The 17,956-nt window shown below is 69.0% G+C and carries 18 protein-coding genes; 12 read left to right on the top strand and 6 right to left on the bottom strand.

The features are described 5' to 3' along the window. The first annotated feature begins 54 nt into the window (after nucleotides 1-54). On the top strand, nucleotides 55-813 hold the full coding sequence (locus tag ACGFJ2_RS40855) for an MBL fold metallo-hydrolase (protein ID WP_357948361.1): 759 nt from the start codon (nucleotides 55-57) through the stop codon (nucleotides 811-813). A 230-nt stretch (nucleotides 814-1,043) separates the two neighbouring features. Here ACGFJ2_RS40855 and ACGFJ2_RS40850 read toward each other — a convergent pair whose 3' ends face one another. Continuing rightward, nucleotides 1,044-1,781, bottom strand: coding sequence for an N-acetyltransferase (locus tag ACGFJ2_RS40850; protein ID WP_358179539.1), 738 nt, complete (start codon nucleotides 1,779-1,781; stop codon nucleotides 1,044-1,046). A 33-nt stretch (nucleotides 1,782-1,814) separates the two neighbouring features. Next, entirely contained in the window at nucleotides 1,815-2,291 is a 477-nt protein-coding gene (locus tag ACGFJ2_RS40845; protein WP_357948368.1) for an Lrp/AsnC family transcriptional regulator, read from the bottom strand. Between the two features lie 64 nt (nucleotides 2,292-2,355). Between ACGFJ2_RS40845 and ACGFJ2_RS40840 the strand changes: the two genes are divergently transcribed. The 6 genes from ACGFJ2_RS40840 (at nucleotide 2,356) to ACGFJ2_RS40815 (ending at nucleotide 9,532) form a co-directional block, all read left to right on the top strand. Beyond that, complete coding sequence (locus tag ACGFJ2_RS40840; protein WP_393477705.1) at nucleotides 2,356-3,714, top strand: pyridoxal phosphate-dependent decarboxylase family protein; 1,359 nt, start codon at nucleotides 2,356-2,358, stop codon at nucleotides 3,712-3,714. 44 nt (nucleotides 3,715-3,758) lie between these two features. Further along, entirely contained in the window at nucleotides 3,759-5,252 is a 1,494-nt protein-coding gene (locus ACGFJ2_RS40835; RefSeq protein WP_357948373.1) for a DUF885 family protein, read from the top strand. A gap of 87 nt (nucleotides 5,253-5,339) precedes the next feature. Then, nucleotides 5,340-6,887: a glutamine-hydrolyzing GMP synthase gene (gene guaA / locus ACGFJ2_RS40830; protein WP_357948376.1), complete on the top strand. Its 1,548-nt coding sequence runs from the start codon at nucleotides 5,340-5,342 to the stop codon at nucleotides 6,885-6,887. A 643-nt stretch (nucleotides 6,888-7,530) separates the two neighbouring features. Further along, nucleotides 7,531-7,857 carry a PadR family transcriptional regulator gene (locus tag ACGFJ2_RS40825; protein WP_393477702.1) on the top strand — a complete coding sequence of 109 codons (327 nt, stop codon included), beginning with the start codon at nucleotides 7,531-7,533 and terminating at the stop codon, nucleotides 7,855-7,857. Nucleotides 7,858-7,859: 2 nt separating this feature from the next. Then, nucleotides 7,860-8,345 (top strand): hypothetical protein, encoded by a 486-nt coding sequence (locus ACGFJ2_RS40820; protein ID WP_393477700.1) that lies wholly within the window; start codon nucleotides 7,860-7,862, stop codon nucleotides 8,343-8,345. A 317-nt stretch (nucleotides 8,346-8,662) separates the two neighbouring features. Next, nucleotides 8,663-9,532 (top strand): hypothetical protein, encoded by an 870-nt coding sequence (locus ACGFJ2_RS40815; protein WP_393477697.1) that lies wholly within the window; start codon nucleotides 8,663-8,665, stop codon nucleotides 9,530-9,532. A 262-nt stretch (nucleotides 9,533-9,794) separates the two neighbouring features. Here the strand turns inward: ACGFJ2_RS40815 and ACGFJ2_RS40810 are convergent, their stop codons facing one another. The 4 genes from ACGFJ2_RS40810 to ACGFJ2_RS40795 all read right to left on the bottom strand — a co-directional run bounded on the left by ACGFJ2_RS40810 (nucleotide 9,795) and on the right by ACGFJ2_RS40795 (nucleotide 12,730). Next, on the bottom strand, nucleotides 9,795-11,030 hold the full coding sequence (locus ACGFJ2_RS40810; RefSeq protein WP_393477695.1) for an RNA polymerase sigma factor: 1,236 nt from the start codon (nucleotides 11,028-11,030) through the stop codon (nucleotides 9,795-9,797). After that, nucleotides 11,027-11,350, bottom strand: a complete 324-nt coding sequence (locus ACGFJ2_RS40805; protein ID WP_142570976.1) for a YciI family protein — start codon at nucleotides 11,348-11,350, stop codon at nucleotides 11,027-11,029. Before ACGFJ2_RS40805 ends, ACGFJ2_RS40810 begins: the two co-directional genes overlap by 4 nt. A 324-nt stretch (nucleotides 11,351-11,674) precedes the next feature. Next, entirely contained in the window at nucleotides 11,675-12,160 is a 486-nt protein-coding gene (locus ACGFJ2_RS40800; RefSeq protein WP_393477691.1) for an RICIN domain-containing protein, read from the bottom strand. 30 nt (nucleotides 12,161-12,190) lie between these two features. Beyond that, nucleotides 12,191-12,730, bottom strand: a complete 540-nt coding sequence (locus tag ACGFJ2_RS40795) for a hypothetical protein (protein WP_393477689.1) — start codon at nucleotides 12,728-12,730, stop codon at nucleotides 12,191-12,193. A 201-nt stretch (nucleotides 12,731-12,931) separates the two neighbouring features. Here ACGFJ2_RS40795 and ACGFJ2_RS40790 point away from each other — a divergent pair, with 201 nt between their 5' ends. The 5 genes from ACGFJ2_RS40790 (at nucleotide 12,932) to ACGFJ2_RS40770 (ending at nucleotide 17,864) form a co-directional block, all read left to right on the top strand. Next, nucleotides 12,932-13,792, top strand: coding sequence for an SDR family oxidoreductase (locus tag ACGFJ2_RS40790; RefSeq protein WP_393477686.1), 861 nt, complete (start codon nucleotides 12,932-12,934; stop codon nucleotides 13,790-13,792). A 133-nt stretch (nucleotides 13,793-13,925) separates the two neighbouring features. Further along, nucleotides 13,926-15,785, top strand: coding sequence for a CocE/NonD family hydrolase (locus ACGFJ2_RS40785; RefSeq protein WP_393477684.1), 1,860 nt, complete (start codon nucleotides 13,926-13,928; stop codon nucleotides 15,783-15,785). A gap of 154 nt (nucleotides 15,786-15,939) precedes the next feature. After that, nucleotides 15,940-16,758, top strand: coding sequence for an alpha/beta fold hydrolase (locus ACGFJ2_RS40780; protein ID WP_393477681.1), 819 nt, complete (start codon nucleotides 15,940-15,942; stop codon nucleotides 16,756-16,758). Further along, nucleotides 16,755-16,955, top strand: coding sequence for a MerR family DNA-binding transcriptional regulator (locus ACGFJ2_RS40775; RefSeq protein ID WP_393477679.1), 201 nt, complete (start codon nucleotides 16,755-16,757; stop codon nucleotides 16,953-16,955). Before ACGFJ2_RS40780 ends, ACGFJ2_RS40775 begins: the two co-directional genes overlap by 4 nt. A 3-nt stretch (nucleotides 16,956-16,958) precedes the next feature. Continuing rightward, nucleotides 16,959-17,864: an alpha/beta fold hydrolase gene (locus ACGFJ2_RS40770; protein ID WP_393477676.1), complete on the top strand. Its 906-nt coding sequence runs from the start codon at nucleotides 16,959-16,961 to the stop codon at nucleotides 17,862-17,864. Nucleotides 17,865-17,956 lie beyond the last annotated feature (92 nt).

Below are 17,956 nucleotides of genomic sequence, written 5' to 3'. Positions count from 1 at the left end.
TATGTGAGGGATGCGGGGCGGAATACCGCGTGCGGCGCGGGTGTCATGATCTCCATGGAGATTCGTTACGTCGGCGGCCCGACCGCGGTCCTGGAGATCGGCGGGGTGCGGCTGCTGACCGACCCCACATTCGACCCGCCCGGCGACTACCCGATCGGGAACCGGGCGCTGATCAAGACGGCCGGACCGGCGTTCGGGCCGGACGACGCCGGGACCGTGGACGCCGTACTGCTCTCCCATGACCAGCATCCCGACAACCTCGACAAGGCCGGGCGCGCCTTCCTGTCCTTGGCGCCGGTGGTGCTGTCGACGGGCTCGGCGGCCGAGCGGATCGGCGAGCCGGTGCGGGCGCTGCCGAACTGGACGCACACCGAGCTGGTACGCCCCGGCGGCGGCGCGCTGCGGATCACCGGCGTGCCCGCGCAGCACGGGCCCGACGGGAGCGAGCACCTGGTGGGCGAGGTGACCGGGTTCGTACTGAGCGGCGAGGCACTGCCGACCGTGTACGTGAGCGGCGACAACGCCTCCCTGGACGTGGTCAGGGACATCGCGGCACGCGTCGGGCCGGTGGACGTGGCGGTGCTGTTCGCCGGAGGGGCGCGGACGCCGCTGGTGGGCGACGCGTACCTGACGCTGACCAGCGACGACGTGGCCGAGGCGGCCGAGATCCTGGGCGCCCGTCACGTGGTGCCGCTGCACTTCGAGCACTGGGGACATTTCACGCAGGGCCGGGACACGCTGATCAAGTCCCTCGCGGGGCTCGGCGACCGCGCGCACCTGCTGGAGCCGGGCGAGCGGGTGACCCTCTCCTAGCCGTCTTCTTTCGCTCTCGCGCAGGGGGTCCCGTTCTAGGGACCTCTGCCACCACGGACCGTCCTCTTTTCTCCCCCCTGCAGGGGGTATTCCTTCAAAGGGCCCCAGCCACCACGGACCGTCTTCCTTTTCTCCCCCCTGCAAGGGGGTATTCCTTCAAAGGACCCCAGCCACCACGGACCGTCACAGAGATCGAGACGGTGGGTGTGACGAACCTCCGGGGGGTCGCGTCAGCCCAGCCGGTGGCTGACCCAGACGTTCGGCTCGATGTAGACGGCGTGATCCTGGGCGACGTCGCAGTACACCGGGCTGAGCGCCCCAGGGACCTCGACCGGCCCGGTCCGGTCGAACGGCAGGCCGGTCCACTCGCGCCACTCGGCGAGCGTGCCCGGTATCACCATCGAGCGCGGCGCGACCTTGACGATCTCCCCGCCGGCCCGTACGTGCACACGCAGCCAGGCATCGTGCGGCAGGCCGTCCTCGCGGGACCTGAAGGCGTACTCCGTCATCGGCGTGTGCGGTTCGAGGTGCTTCTGGTTCGGCCGGACCGGCGCCACCAGCTCCCGGAACCCCAGCCGCGCCGCGTGGTCCCGCATCCCGGCCACCATCGCCGGCGACACCCCCGAGCCCAGCAGGTCTTTCCTGACGGTGATCTCCAGCGCGGAGACGGCGTCAAGGGGGCGGTCCAGCTTGCGGGCCAGCCACCCTCGGCGGATCACCCCGTCCCAGCCGTCATCGGGCAAGTCGCCGGCCGGGAAGGGGATCATGCAGCCCCTGGCCACCATCCGGCCGGGCTCGGCGTCGTCGTCGGCCACCAGCACGTAATCGGCGTAGTCCGTCGCCGCGACGGGATAGAAGAGGTCGGCGATCGGGTCGTTGAACATGAAGACCCGCCACGAGTGATCCATCTCCCATAGCGCGGACACGAACTCGGGACGCTCGGCGAGCGTGGTGATCCGGAGCGACATGCGGATTATTGTCACACCTGTCGCGATCTTCCCTCAGCCCATTTCGGCCGGCCGCTGGACGGGCTGGTGCTCGGTCTTGAAGATCAGGGTGGTGTGCAGGTGCACGATCTCCGTACGGATCAGGAACCGCTCCAGGGCCAGCCGGTGCAGGTGGTCGGCGTCGGCCACGGCCACGTGCACCAGGAAGTCCTCGGTGCCCGCGACGTGGAACAGCGTGATCGTCTCCGGCAGCCCCAGCACGAACGTACGCAGTGGGTCCACGATCCGGCTGGTGTGCGGCCGTACGCGCAGGGCGAGCAGCGCCTGGAGCGGGCGGCCGAGCCGGGCCGTGTCGACGGCGGCGCGGAAGCCGGTGATGACCCCGCGGCGGCGCAGCGAACGTACGCGTTCCAGCGCGGTGGAGGGCGCGACGCCGAGCCGCTCGGCGAGATCCTTGTTGGGCAGCCGGGCGTCCTTCTGCAACTCGGCCAGGATCGCGAGGTCGATCGAATCCAGTTCGGCGTTATGCACGATTACCGCCCCTCAATTCGGCAAGGCTAGTCGTACGCCACCCAATTGACGAGTATTTCGAGGTATGTGGAACATCGAGGAGTTCACCGCAGCCGCCGGGATCACGGTCGGCGAGCTGGCGGCCTACGTGGACCGCAGCCAGCGCGGTGACGAGCCCGCGATCAGCCGCCGCCCACCCCGTGAGCTGGCCGAACGGCTGAGGCTCGGCGAGCTGATCGCCAAGGGCGGCATGACGCCCGAGACCTACCGGGACTTCCTGCGGACCTTCCTCGGCGAGGGGACCCGGCTGCACCACCCCGCCTACCTGGGCCACCAGAGCGCCTCGCCCGATTTCCCCGCCGCGCTGGCCGACTTCATCCATGGCGCCACGAACAACCCGATGGCCATCTATGAGATGGGCGCGGCGGCGGCCACGGTGGAGTTCGAGGTGCTGAGGTGGATGCTGGCCAAGGTGGGGTTCCCGGAGGGTGGCGGGGTGCTCACCCATGGTGGCTCGCTGGCCAACCTCACGGCGCTGCTGGCTGCGCGGGCGCGGGCCGTACCCGAGGCATGGGAGGACGGTGTGCCCGGCGACCTGGTGATCCTCGCGCCTGAGTCGGCGCACTACTCGGTGTCGCGGGCGGCGTCGATCCTCGGGCTGGGGCAGCGGGCTATGGTGCCGCTGGCGACAGACCACCTCGGACGCATAGACATCACGAAATTGCCGGATATTTCGGGACGTAGGGTGATGGCGCTGGTCGCGGCCGCCTGCGCCACGGGCACCGGCCTGTACGACGACCTGCGCGCCATCGGCGAGTGGTGCCGCGAGCGGGACGTCTGGTTCCACGTGGACGGCGCGCACGGCGCCTCCGCCCTGCTCGCCGAGGACCACGCGCACCTGCTCGACGGCATCGAGCTGGCCGACTCGGTCATCTGGGACGCGCACAAGATGCTCCGTACCTCTGCCCTGGCCGCCGCCGTCCTCGTACGCAGGGAGAACGACCTCGACGCGGCCTTCAAGCAGGAGGCCAGCTACCTGTTCTACGGCGAGCGCGGCTTCGATCTCATCGGCCGCACGGTCGAGTGCACCAAGGCCGAGCTCGGGCTCAAGATCTTCCTGAACCTGGCCTGGCGCGGCGAGCGCGGCCTGGGCGAGTACGTCGCACGCCAGTACGCCACGGCCCACCGCTTCTGGGAGCTGGCCCGCCGGCGGCCGGGGTTCGCGCTGCCGTACGAACCGGAGAGCAACATCGTCTGCTTCCGGTACGGCGACGCCGACCACGCGGACCTGCGCGAACGCCTCATGGCGGACGGCGCCTTCTACCTCACCTCGGCTGAGCTCGACGGCGTCCGCCACCTACGCGTCACGGTCATGGCCCCGGCCACGGACGACACCACGCTCGAAGCCCTGCTGGACGCGATCGAGGCCCTTCACGGCGGCTGATCGGCCAGGTCCTTTCTGGGCTCCTGTGCGCTAGCGTCGGCGGCATGACGGAACTCGACCCCAGGCTCCGCGCCATCACGGATCTGAACGTCGCCGACGCCCGCGAATCGGGCGGCAGGCACGAGTACGACGGCAAGATCCAGGACCTGTCGCCGGAAGGCGTACGGGCCGGGCTGGCGCGGCTTGGAGAGGGCGCCGCACCCGCCGACCCGTACGACTCGGCGCATCTGCGTGTCTTCGAGGACGGCCTACGCACCCAGTACGGCGAGCTGGAGCTGCACCGGAGCAATCCGCTGCCGCATCTGGCGAACCTCGACCTGGCCTGCTACGACCGCGACTACGCGCCGCAGGCCGAGCGCGAGGCCGCCAAGGCCGCGCACCTGGCGCGCTGGCCGGAGGCGGTGACGTACGCGATCGCGGCGCTCGACCGGGTCAGCGCGCCCGTCGCGAGGTCGCTGGTCGCACCCGTACAGGGACTGTCCGCCGGTGTCACGGACGAGGCCGCGCTCGACGCGCACGGCCTGCTGGTCGCGCACATCGAGCGGGCGGCGGCGGTCGGCGACCCCGACGCGTCGCTCGGCGGCGACGCGCTGGCCCGGCTGATGGGCGACACCGAAGGGCTCTCCGTCGACCTCGGCAGGCTGGCCGAGCGCGCCGACGCCGAGCGCGACCGGCTCATGGCCCTGCTCACCGAGTCCTGCGCCAAGCTGGGGCGGCGGGGCGAGGCGCCGCTGGACGTCGTACGCGAGCTGGTCAAGCAGCACCCCGACGCCGACGGCGTCATCGAGGCGGCCAGGATCGGCACCGAGAAGGCCCTCGCGTTCACCCGCGAGAAGGACCTGGTGCCCTACCACGACGGCGAGTGCCTGGTCGGCCTGGCGCCTCCGTCGCGCCGCTGGGGGATGGCGATGATGTCGTGGAACTCTCCCGGCGAACCGGAGGGCCCCTCCTGGTACCACATCACCCCGCCCGACCCCGCTTGGCCCGCGCAGGACGCCGAGGAGTGGCTGGAGGTGTTCAGCGACACCACGCTGCCCGCGATCAACGTGCACGAGGTCGCTCCCGGGCACTTCTCGCACGGCCGCGCCCTGCGCCGGGCCGGCTCGGACGTGCGGCGGCTGCTGCACTCGATGGCGTTCGCCGAGGGCTGGGCGCATTACGCCGAGGAGCTCTGCGTCGAAGAGGGGTTCGAGGCCCAGGATCCGCGTGTAGAGATCGGGGTCTGGATGGAGGCGTTGATCCGGGTAACGCGGCTGGCCTGCGCCATCGGCGTACACACCGGGCAGATGACGGTCGAGGACGGTGCCAGGCGTTTCGGGTCCGACACCCACCTGGCCGGACCGGCCGCGCTGTCGGAGGCGAGGCGGGCCACGTTCGACCCCACCTACGGCCGCTACACCTGGGGCAAGCTGCTCATCCTCGACCTGCGTGAGCAGGCGCGCAAGGAATGGGGCGCGGGCTTCACGCTGCAGCGCTTCCACAAGGCCCTGTTCGACCTGGGCTCGCCGCCGCTGGGGCTGATCGGCAGCATCCTCTAGGATCAGCCCCGGGCTGGTCGGGAGCATTCTCTGGGGCCACCCCCCGATACACTTGGGGCACCGCATTCGCTTTGGGGGGTCCTCTCGGTGTCTGAGTTCGACACAGTGCTCGTCGTCGACTTCGGCGCGCAATACGCGCAGCTGATAGCCAGGCGGGTCCGTGAGTGCCACGTCTTCTCCGAGATCGTCCCCTCGACGATGCCGGTCGAGGAGATGCTGGCCAAGAAGCCGAAGGCGATCATCCTGTCCGGCGGGCCCTCCTCGGTCTACGCCGAGGGCGCGCCCGCCGTGCCCCAGGGGCTGTTCTCGACAGGGGTGCCGACGTTCGGCATCTGCTACGGCTTCCAGGCCATGGCCCAGGCGCTGGGCGGCGAGGTCGCCCAGACGGGCGTCGCCGAATACGGCGGCACCGACCTCGACGTGCTCAGCGAGGGCGTGATCTTCGCCGGGCTGCCCGCCGCGCAGAAGGTCTGGATGTCCCACGGCGACAGCGTGGCCACCGCTCCCGAGGGCTTCACGGTGACCGCCTCGACCCAGCAGACGCCCGTCGCCGCCTTCGAGGACGCCGGGCGCGGTCTCTACGGCGTGCAGTTCCACCCTGAGGTGCTCCACTCCGAGCACGGCCAGGCGGTGCTCAAGCACTTCCTCGACGCGGCGGGCTGCCGCCCGACCTGGACCATGCTCAACATCGTCGAAGACGCCGTCGAGGCGGTCCGCCGGCAGGTGGGCGACGGCCGGGCGATCTGCGCGCTGTCCGGCGGCGTCGACTCGGCGGTGGCCGGCGCGATGGTCCAGCGAGCCATCGGCGACCGGCTGACCTGCGTGTTCGTCGACCACGGCCTGCTGCGCAAGGGCGAGGCCGAGCAGGTCGAGCGCGACTTCGTCCGCGCCACGGGCGTCAAGCTCCGCGTCGTCGACGCCGCCGACCGCTTCCTCAAGGCCCTCGAAGGCGTCAGCGACCCCGAGGAGAAGCGCAAGATCATCGGCCGCGAGTTCATCCGGGTCTTCGAGGACGAACAGCGCGCCATCATGGCCGACGGCCCCGTCGACTTCCTGGTGCAGGGCACGCTCTACCCCGACGTGGTCGAATCCGGCGGCGGCACGGGCACCGCCAACATCAAGTCACACCACAACGTCGGCGGCCTGCCGGAGGACCTGCAGTTCAAGCTCGTGGAGCCGTTGCGGACCCTGTTCAAGGACGAGGTGCGCCGGGCGGGCGAGGAGCTCGGCCTGCCGGCGGCGATGGTCTGGCGCCAGCCGTTCCCCGGCCCCGGCCTCGGCATCCGCATCGTCGGCGAGGTCACGCGGGAGCGCCTCGACCTGCTGCGCGAGGCCGACGCGATCGCCCGCGAGGAGCTGTCGCGCGCCGGTCTCGACCGGGAGATCTGGCAGTGCCCGGTGGTGCTGCTGGCCGACGTGCGGTCGGTGGGCGTGCAAGGGGATGGGCGTACGTACGGGCATCCGGTGGTGCTGCGGCCGGTGACGTCGGAGGACGCGATGACGGCCGACTGGTCGCGGGTGCCTTATGACGTGCTGTCCCGGATCTCCACCCGGATCACGAACGAGGTCCGCGACGTGAACCGGGTGGTGCTCGATGTGACGAGCAAGCCGCCGGGCACCATCGAGTGGGAGTAATGTCGCAGCGCTGATCGGGCTGCGTGCCTGCGAAGCCAAGGTCATGCCGGTGCTACCGCTGCAGTGTGGATGCCCGTCGGGCCGATGTGCCTGTCGCACGGCCGGTCACGCGCAGTCCGCAGCCGCCACGCTGCTGCTCGCGGGCGCTTCGGAGGTGACCATCGTGGTGGTCGCACGCCGCATTCGCACTGACTTCCAGAGCTCGCTTGTGGAAGCATCCCTTCAGCGGATTCTCGCTGACCGGGAGTACTCCCTGGACATCTGTCCCGTCACGGGCGGCGACTGTCGACTGCCGCTGGTGACGTCCTAGGCCCGAGCTTGTAGCCCAACGGGTGGGTCCGCGGGTGCCTCATAACATGCTGTCCCGGATCACGAACGAGGCGGGGGCGGCGGTCAGGGACAGTGGCATCGGTGCCCTGGCCTACCTGATGCTGCTGTCCGCCGACGCGGACTGCTGGGGCCGCTCAGCCCGCCACCGACCACGTTCGCCGTCGCGCCAGGGCATCGCCGGCCTAGTCACTCGGACCCGACCTGGCAGAGCCAACCCGCAGCAGACCGGTTCAAGGCCGGAGGCAGGCGAAGCGCTCAGTTTGGGGCCGCTTGCCTCTTTGACCGATAGTACGGTTAGCGATATATATCGGATATGCCGCTACGTGAACAGAGCTATCTCGTGCTGCTGGCCCTTTCCGAAGGCCCGTTGCACGGTTACGGCGTGATCAAAGCCGTGCGCGAGCTGTCGGAGGACCGCATACGCCTCGGCGCGGGCACCCTCTATGGCGCACTTGATCGCCTGACCGAAGCGGGGCTCGCCCGTGTGGTCGGCGAAGAGGTCGTGGACGGCCGACACCGCCGCTACTACGAGCTGACCGGTCAGGGCGCCGAGCTCCTGACCGAGGAGACCGCCCGCCTGACCCGCCTGGCCGCCACCGCGCAGCGCCGCCTCGGCGCCCGACTCCAACCCGGGACGTGATCATGGATACCTACGAGCGCCGCTGCCGGCTCCTGGCGCGGGCCTATCCGCTCCGATATCGGCAGACGCGGGGCGAGGAGTTGATCGGCACGCTGCTGGACCTGGCGAAGCCGGAGCAGACCAGGCCGACCCTGCGCGACTCGCTCGACGTCGTACGTGGCGGTATCGCACTGCGCCTGCGCGAACGTCCGCCACTGTGGCACTGGGCGCTGTATCGCCTGTTCCACAAGCGCCTTCCCTACGCCTACCGCTGGTGGGCACGCGACGACCTGCTCGATTCGCGCTACCTGGCGCGGCAGTGCGCGACATTGCTACTCGCGACCTCACCCCTGTGGGCCTTCATCGGGCTCATGCCCATCGAATTGGTCTACACGGTGATCTCCTGGCCGCTCATCCGTATGCTCGGCTTCCTCCCGCAGCGATCCCTGCGCCTCTACCAGCTGAGGAGACACGGATTCGACCTGGAGGTGCAAGGCGACTCGCGATAGGCGGCCACCAAGTCGACGGCAGCGCGCAGGAGTAGATCCACGGTCGGCTCCTGTCGCCGGGCGGGAGGGATCTGGGCGATCTCCGAGTATCAAGCTGGCACCCCAATCGCGCACGAGCCGCTCAGACCTGGGAGCGTAGGTCGGGCACGACGGTGACCGGCCAAAACATGAAGGTTCCTCTGGATGCGGCCGTTCGGCACCCGCTTTCTTGACACATCGTTGTCACGATCATGGTGACAGATGGTCAAGATGCGCTCATTCTTTGTTATGGTCACTTCTTGTCCCGATTTTGGGACAACCTTTACCTAAGGAGGACCATGAGGAACACTCCGAGAATCGTCGCTGTCACCACGGTGCTCGCGGCGGCCACGGCCCCCTTGCTGGCGCTCTCGTCTCCCGCGATGGCCGAGCAGCCCGCCAAGACCGTCCAGACTGCCCAGAGCCTGCCGCTGAGCTGGCTCTCCCTCCAGGGACTCACCGAGAACGCGCACCTGCAGCGCATCAAGCAGTTGCTGGGTACGGGTTATGTTCCCTCGGCGTTGAGCGTGACCAACGCGGCCAACCCGGAGTACACCTCCGTATGGGTCAAGGACGCCACCCGCAAGGTGAACGTCCTGCAGGACCTGTCGGTCACCGACCTGCCGAAGCGCATCGCCGAACAGCAGCAGCTGGGTTTCCAGCCCACCATGATCACTGGTACGGGTACGGGCACGGGCGCCATCTTCGCGGCGGTCTTCGAGAAGACCACGCGCAAGCTCCAGTCCAAGACCAACCTGACCAAGGAAGCCTTGGCGACCGTCAACACCCAGCTCGGCGCCGCCGGCTACCAGATTTCCTCGCTGGACGTGTACGGCACGGCCGAGAAGCCGCTCTACACGGCCGTTTGGGCTGCCGGAGCCGTCACGGGAACCCTTCAAGTGACCACCGGCCAGACCGTGGAGCAGCGCGGCAAGGAGCTCCTGGCGCGGGCGAAGCAGGGTCTGAGCCCTGTCGCCATGGCGGTCGAGCCCGGCAAGCTCTACACCACCGTGTGGGGCAAGGCCAACTCGACCGGTCTGAAGGAGTACCTGCAGCTGTCCAGCGTGACCTACAAGCTCAAGTCCCTTGAGCTGAAGGGGCTGGGCTACCACCCCATCGTCACGAACGTCGAGGACAACGTCTACGCGGGGATCTGGAGCAAGAACTAGGCGTTCGGTGGCCCGCCGCTGTCGGTGGTGGCGTCGAGTTCGCCCACCAGGCGGTCGCCGTACAGGATCGGCAGCGCGAAGTATCTCCACCGGCGCTTGTGCGTCTAAAGCCGGCCGTCGACCTCAAAGAGCTCGACGGCCGGCTTTGTCGGCCTATGGTGCCTCGCGGGGCATCAGGGCGACGATCGGCCGGCCGGGACGGCGTCTCCGTTGGCGGGCGACTTTCCGGGATCTCCGGCATGGAGCGCTTCAAACGCGGGCGCTACCGCAGTTGGTCGCGGCGGCGGGTGAGGTACGCGGTCTCGCCGGTGTTGCCGGCCAGCTCGATGGCCCGGTCATAGGCCGCGCGTGACTGCTGACTTCGGCCCAGCCGGCGCAGCAGGTCGGCGCGGGTGGCGTGGTAGGCGTGATAGCCGGCCAACGCCTCGGCGAGGCGGTCAACGATGGCCAGCGCCACCTCCGGCCCGTCGAGCTCGGCCACGGCGATGGCCCGGTTGAGGGCGATGATCGGCGAGGGGTCGAGGCGGACGAGCTGGTCGTAGAGGGCGAGGACCTGCGACCAGTCGGTGTCGCGGATGTCGCGGGCGGAGGTGTGCACCGCGTTGATCGCCGCGAGAATCTGATAGCGGCCCGGAGCCACCCCGGCGGCGGCAGCGGCCAGGCGCTCGCGTACCAGCCGATGACCTTCGGCGATCAGTTCCGCGTCCCAGGCGCCGCGGTCCTGCTCGGCCAGGGGGACCAGTTCGCCGCCGGCCGAGACCCGGGCGGGGCGGCGGGCCTCGATGAGCAGCATCAGCGCCAGCAGGCCGGCCACTTCTCCGTCCTGCGGCAGGAGCACGCGGATCAGGCGGGTGAGCCGGATCGCCTCGGTGGTCAGGTCGTGTCGTACGGGATCGGTGTCGGGACCGCTGGCCAGGTAGCCCTCGTTGAAGACGAGGAACAGGACGGCCAGGACACCGGAGACACGAGCCGGCAGATCGTCGGCGGACGGCATCCGATAGGGGATGCGAGCCGCCTTGATCTTGGCCTTCGCGCGGGTGATCCGCTGCTCCAAGGTGGTCCGCTGCGCCAGGAAGGCACGGGCGATCTCGGGCACGGTAAGACCGCCGACCATGCGCAGCGTCAACGCCACGCGCGCTTCCATCGCCAGCGCCGGGTGACAGCAGGTGAAGATCAGCCGGAGCCGGTCGTCGTCGATGGTGCCCAGCGGCTCGGGCGGGTTGACGTCGTACACCATCTGGGCCTCCTTATGCTTGTCGTCGCGTTTGTTCTCGCGCCGGATCCGGTCGATGGCCTTGCGGTTGGCGGTGGTGGTCAGCCACGCGCCCGGATTGGGGGGCAGGCCGTCGGCCCGCCACCGCTCGACGGCGGTCGCGAACGCCTCGGCCGCTGCCTCCTCGGCGATGTCGAGGTCGCCGAAGCGTCTGGTCAGTGCGGCCACCACCCGCGCCCACTCGTCGTGGTGGGCCCGGGTGATCGCCTCCTCGATGTCGCTCACTGGAACGGCCGCACCTCGATCTTCCGATCGCAGACCTTCGACGCCTCGGCGGCGAGCTTGAGCGCCACATCCAGATCGGGGGCCTCCCACACCCAGACGCCGGCGAGGTACTCCTTCGACTCCACGAAGGGCCCGTCGCTGAACACCGCCTGCTCGCCCCGGTTGTCGATGACCGTGGCCGCGTCGGTGTCCGCGAGTCCGCCCGCGAAAACCCAGTAGCCCTCGGCGATCAGTCGTTCGTTGAACGCGCTGATGGCAGGCTGCCTGTCCGTGCTGCCGGGATTGCTCTTGTCATCGATCACGGAAACCAGGTAACGCATCTGAAGATCATCTCCTGTGGTGTCAAGACAGCGTCGTTCGGTGGTAGGGACTTCAGGCCGTCGCATACCGCGGGCGCCCGGCCGGCCGGTCATCTCGTTCTCCAGCAGCCATGGGGTCAGGATGCCACTGCCGTGCACCTACGGCTCACCCCCGGGACCTGAGTCACGGTCGTCAGCTTCATGGTCGCGGCTCCTTTGCCTTGGCGCCGCCCCTTGCGGGCGGCCTCACCCCTGCTACGAACACCACCGCCCCGATCCGACACTTCCTCCCGGACTTCTTCGCAGAATTTTCCGGGAAGTCGGCCGCCGACGCCGGCCACGGTGCTAGCGCATCAGCCAGGCCTGGTCGGCGGAGTCCCGGCACGTCCACTGGATGATCCATTTGCCCGGCTTGCGTTCGGCCTTGCCGACCGCCAGGCACATGTCGGTGGCTCGGTTACGCAGTCGCTGGTGCTCGTCGTAGATCCACTCTTGCTCGGTTCCGCCGTCGGTGCACGGCCACTGGATCGCGTACTTGCCCTTGACCTGGACGCCGCGTGCGATCGCCAGGCACATGCCGGTCTTGGCGTTGATGACCTTGCCCTTGCGGTAGATCCACTGCTGGTCCTTGTTGGTGGAGCAGGTCCACTGGATGACCTTCTTGCCGGCCCGCACTTCGCTCTTGCCTACGGCCAGGCAGAGTCCGGTGGCCGCGTTCATCAGACGCGACCTGCTCGCACTGCTCGCCGCCGAGGCGGGGGCGGCGGCCAGGGACAGAGCGATGGCGGCTGTCGTGGCGATGGCGAAAAGCTTCTTGGGGGTGGCGTCCATGTCGACGACCTTCCTGAGAGGTGTTGATCGCTATGACGCGCACAATTCCCTTTTTGTTGGGCCGCCCGCGTGGCCGGGCACGGCCGACGTACTCAGGAAGATCTGCACGCCGCCGCCTTCCTGCCCTTGCGGAACGAGGCCGTTCACGTTCGTCCGGCCGAGCTCGAACGTCGACGTGACCGGGGGCATCAGGTGGGGCCGGACCAGCAGCGGCATGGCCAGCTGGATCGCCGCGAAAGCGACCAGGGTGAGGGCCATCGCGGGCAGCGTACGGCGTACCAGCACGCCCACGGTCACGCCGAGGACGAAGGCGAAGGCCGCGCACCCGATCGGGGCGATGCCGCGCGCGCTGAACACCAGGGGCGACATCTGGGCCATTTCCGGAACGGCGGACTTGTCCAGCGGGTCGGACCACCAGGTCACCACGAGGCCGCACACGCCGACGGCGGCCATGGCCGCCAGGCCGAACCGCCTCTCGGAGGGCCACCAGCGGTAGATCGTCTGCTTGCCGACACCGGCCCGGGTCGTGATGCCCTCGACGCTCTGCTTGGCGTATCCGACCTCCTGCACCAGCTCGAAGGCCGGGGTGAGGATGCCCGCCGTGAGGCCTCGTTCTGGTGGGCCGCGCCGGAGAGGAATCCGTCCAACCTGGCAAACAAACGAGACGAGACGGTCCGTCTTGACACAGTAATGGGGAGCCAATATAGTCACTGCTTGTCGAGACGAGACGGATCGTCTCGGAAACCTGTGCAACCGATCGGAGTTCTGCATATGCGCACCGCGGATACCGCCTCTTCCCGCACCTGGTTCATCACGGGAGCCAGCCGCGGCCTGGGTCGTGCGTTCGCTGTCGCCGCGCTGGAGCGTGGCGATCAAGTGGTCGCCGCCGCCCGTACCATCACCCGACAGGACTTCGACGACCGGCACGGAGACCGGCTGCTCACCCTTGTCCTGGACGTGACCGACCGCGACGCGGTGTTCGCCGCCGTGCACACCGCCGTCGAGCACTTCGGCCGGCTGGACATCGTGGTGAACAACGCAGGCACCATGTCCTCGGGCATGATCGAGGAATTCACCGAGGCCGAGGCGCGCGCCCAGCTGGAGGTCAATCTTTTCGGGGCGATGTGGGTCTGCCAGGCTGTCCTGCCGCACCTGCGTGGCCAGGGATCCGGGCACATCGTGCAGATCTCCAGCATCGCCGCGCTGGGCGGCTTCCCGAGCACCGGGATGTACAGCGCGAGCAAGTTCGCGCTGGAGGGCATGAGCGAGGCGCTGGCAATGGAGGCCGCGCCGTTCGGCGTGAAGGTCACCCTGGTCCAGCCCGGCGGTTACTGGACCGACCTGTACACCAGCATGACGACGACGTCGCCTCTGGAGGAGTACGGCCCGTTGCGCGCCGAGCTGGAGAAGCAGTGGGCCGAGGGCTCGATCGACAGTGAGCCACGTCTGGCCGCCGAGGCGCTGCTGAAGCTGGTGGACAGCGAAGACCCGCCGCAGCGGTTGCTGCTCGGCAGCATGGTCTACGACCTGGCCTTCGACATCTCCCGCCGGCGGATGGCGACCTGGGCCGCCTGGGAGCAGGTCAGCCGCGCCGCCGAACACGCCGTACCCGCTCCCGGAACCACCGATTGACCGCGGCCCTCGACGCCCGCCTGGCCGGCGCCCACCGCCGGGTATCGCGCCGTGATCCGACCCGCCCCCGCTGTGCCGGGCGGATCCGGCCTCCCTGCTTTTCTCCCATCGACACCGCTTAACGGGGGCACACATGTCAATCTCACAACGGCGAGGTTCCCTCGCCACCGTCGTACTCGCGACCGCACTCGCAGTCGCCGGGGCTCCAGCCGCGTCCGCGACGGCGGAGCCGGCGGTCGAGATCTCCGGCGGGCTCACGCAGCCCGTCTTCTCCTACCAGGACGCCATCCGTGAGCACGTTCGGGTGCAGTCGCCGGTCGACAGCGACGGCGACGGCAAGAAGGACCTGGTCCGGGTGGACATCATCCGGCCGAAAGAGACCGGTTCCGGGCTCAAGGTCCCGGTGATCATGCACGAAAGCCCGTACTACGACGAACCGGGGGTCGGCTTCGAACTGGACCACAAGAAGTACGACGCGGACGGGAACCTGACGAAGTTTCCGCTGTTCTACGACAACTACTTCGTGCCGCGCGGGTACGCGTTCGTGTCCGTCGACATGATCGGCACCAGGCTGTCGGACGGCTGCCCCACCTCCTACGGCGCGTCCGACGTGCTCGGCGGCAAGGCGGTCATCGACTGGCTGAACGGCCGGGCGACCGCCTACGACGACAACGGCGATCCGGTGAAAGCCACCTGGACCACTGGGCGTACCGGGATGATCGGCCAGTCGTATGAGGGAGCCCTCGCCATGGGGGTCGCCGGCACCGGGGTGGCGGGGCTGGAGACGATCGTGCCGGTCGCGGGGTTCAGCAGCGGATACGGGATGTGGCGCGCGAACGGCACCCTCACCTGGTTCAAAGGCGGGCCGGAGTGGCAGGCCGACCGGGTCGACCTCGATCCGGAGGAGAAATGCGCGGCGGTGCGCCGGCAACTGGCCGCCGGCTCGGACGACGAGACGGGCAACTACAACGCCTTCTGGCGCGAGCGCGACTATCGGACTGGGCCGATATCGAAGGCACGCAACGTGCGTGCCAGCGTATTCACGGTAGTAGGAATGCAGGACCGGAACGTGCGAGCCGACCAGTTCTCCACCTGGTGGGCCGGATTGCCGCGCAATGTGCAGCGCAAGGTGTGGGTGACGCAGTACGGGCACCTCGACCCGTTCTATGCCCGCCGCGACGTGTGGGTCGACACCCTGCACCAGTGGTTCGACCACGAGTTGATGGGCGTGCCGAACGACGTCATGCGCCGGCCGCGCGTTGACGTACAGCTCGGCCCGGACCGCTGGATCACTCAGGCCGACTGGCCGACGCCGACGCGGACGGTGACCCTGCGACCGGGGCAGGACGGCTCACTGGGCCGCAAGCCATCGACCGGAACCGGCAGCTACCTCGACACCGCCCAGACCGAGGTGGCGATGGCCGGCGATCCTGCCACCACCAACGCCAACCGGCTTGCCTACCTGACCCCGCCGCTGAAGAGCGCGATACGGCTGTCCGGAACGCCGTCGGTGAGCCTGCGCCTCAAGCTGGACAAGCCGACCGCCAACCTGGGCGTCCTGCTCGTCGACTACGGCCAGGACACCCGCATCCACGGCGTCGATCCCGCCGGCGGGCAAGGTCTCAAGTTCATCGGCGGCGAGGACTGCGTCGGCGAGAGCACGGCCGATGACGACGGCTGCTACTTCAGGGCCGCCGACAACACGGTGACCGCCGGCTTCCAGGTGGTCACCCGCGCAATCCTGGATGCCCAGAACCACAAGTCGCTCAGCCGCCAGACACCTCTGACGCCGGGCAAGCCGTACCAGATCACCTGGTCGATGCTGCCTCAGGATTACGAGTTCAAGGCGGGGCACCGGCTGGGCCTGGTGCTGACCGGGACCAACGACGACATCACCGACGCCGAACCCGGCACCGGGACCAAGGTCACCGTCGACCTGGCCGGCACTTCGGTCTCGCTGCCGCTGGTCGCCGGCACGTCCAGCGCGGAATAGCTCGATCGATCTTCACGTACGGTCGCGGCCGGCGTGGTCGCGACCGTACGCATGACGTCCCGGACATCCTTGCCCGTACCTGCCACCACGGCATGCCGCTGGACGGCGAAGAACACGATCGCGGTACATCGTTCACAGATGCGAAGGAGCACCCATGACAACCTCAAACCCGGCCAACGCGACCTGGACCGGCATGGTGCCGGTCGACGACACGGCGCTGGCCGTGACCGACACCGGCGGTCCCGGTGTCCCGGTGGTCTACCTCAACGGCCAGTTCGGCATTCAGCCGCAATGGCGTAGGGTCATCGCCGAACTGGGGACGGGGTGGCGGCACATCACCTACGACATGCGGGCCCGCGGCAAATCGCAGCGTTCGGCGGACTATTCATTCGAGACGAACATCCGCGATGTCGATGCCGTTCTCGGGGCCAGGGGTGTGCACCGGCCGCTTCTGGTCGGCTGGTCCTACGGCGCGGCGGTCGCGGCGCACTGGGCCAGCCGGAATCCCGAGCGTAGCGTGGGCGCGGTCCTGGTTGACGGCGCGTACCCGCACGACTGGCTCGACGAGGCCATGGAACAGCGGATCCGCAAGCTGTTTCGACGGATGAGCTGGTTATGGCCGCTGCTGCGCCCCTTCGGTATGGCCCCGCGGATGACCGCCGACCAGCAGGCGAACAGCAACATCGAGCTCGGCGTGATCTCCCGCGAGCGCGCGCTCGGCCCCGTGCTGAACAACATCACCGTCCCGGCGCGGTATGTAGTCGCTTCGGGTACGTCCTTCGGAAGCCGCAGCGACGAGCAAGAACGGATGCGGACCAGCCTTGACACGGTGACCGCCCGCAACCCCAACATCCACATCAGCGCGAAGGTCGCCGGCAACCACGGTGCGATCCTGCGTAAGGACTTCCGCGCCATCGCCGAGGCCGTACGCGAGGTCGCCGCCCTTGACCGTGGAGGGCGCCTGAAGATATGACCAGCGCACTGACGATCCGCCAGGCCGCGGCCTTCGCCGATGCCACGGTGCAGACCGTGCGACATCACCACCGGCTCGGCCTGGTCGACCAACCGGCCCGCGACGTCTCCGGCCGCCGACGGTACGCCTCGGCCGAGCTGCCACGGCCGGCCCAGGTCCGCACCGTGGCCGGGGCGGGTCCAACCTATGAGGAGTGAGACATGGCCCGCGTGACCGACTCGCAGACCGGCGGACTTCGCCGCACTGAGATCTTCGTGGATGTCGCGGACGGCTATCGGCTCTGGGCGGAGATGGCCGGCGATCCGGAGCGTCCCGCCCTGTTGCTGGTGATGGGAGCCAACACAAGCGGGCTGGGCTGGCCCGACGAGTTGGTCGAGCTGCTGTCCCGGGAGCACTTCGTCGTCCGCTACGACCACCGCGACACCGGACGCTCCACCCATGGCTTCCACGAGCGTCCCTACCCGATCCGTGCGCTGGCCGACGACGCGATCGCGATTCTCGACGCGCTGCGGATCGAACGCGCTCACGTGGTCGGGATGTCGCTGGGCGGCACTCTGGTCCAGTTGCTCCTCCTCGACCATGCGGACCGGCTGATGAGCGCCACGATCTTCGGCTCCGCGCTGCTCGGCGGAGCGGCCACCGACCCCGGTATCTCCGACGACGACCTGCCCGGGCCCGACCCCCGGCTGCTCGCTCTGTGGGCGGAGCTCGGCCAAGAGCGCGACCCGGAGACGGAGCTGCGGTGGCGCGTCGAGCACTGGAGGGTCCTCAACGGTGACGTCCTGCTCTTCGACGACGAGGAGTTCGCCGATCTTGAACGTAGGATCGCCGCCCACAGCGGCACCTGGCACAGCCCCGCCGCCCATGCCCTGGCCGACCAGTCGGGCATGGAGCGCGGAGCCGAACTCGCGAACGTCCTTGTGCCCACCTTGGTGATCGACGCGCCGGAGGATCCCATCACCCCGCCCCCGCACGCCACCCGGCTGGCGCACGCCATCCCCAACGCCACTCTGGTCACGGTACGCGGTCTCGGCCACGCGCTGCCCCTCGCGATCGTGTCGCCCCTCGCAGCAACGATCATCGCCCACACCGGTCGACGACCCTGATCCGGGAGAACCGTCCGAGGCGCCGGTGCCGAGCCTTCACACGGCCGGGCGGGGCCTGGAAGCTCGTGTCGAGACGCTGCTGCGCTCCTCGC

Origin of the sequence: Nonomuraea sp. NPDC049028, from assembly GCF_043197735.1 — a bacterium.
In the GTDB taxonomy this organism is placed as follows: domain Bacteria; phylum Actinomycetota; class Actinomycetes; order Streptosporangiales; family Streptosporangiaceae; genus Nonomuraea.
The sequence above is the reverse complement of the archived record's forward strand: the minus strand, read 5'-3'. Positions and strand labels throughout refer to the sequence as shown.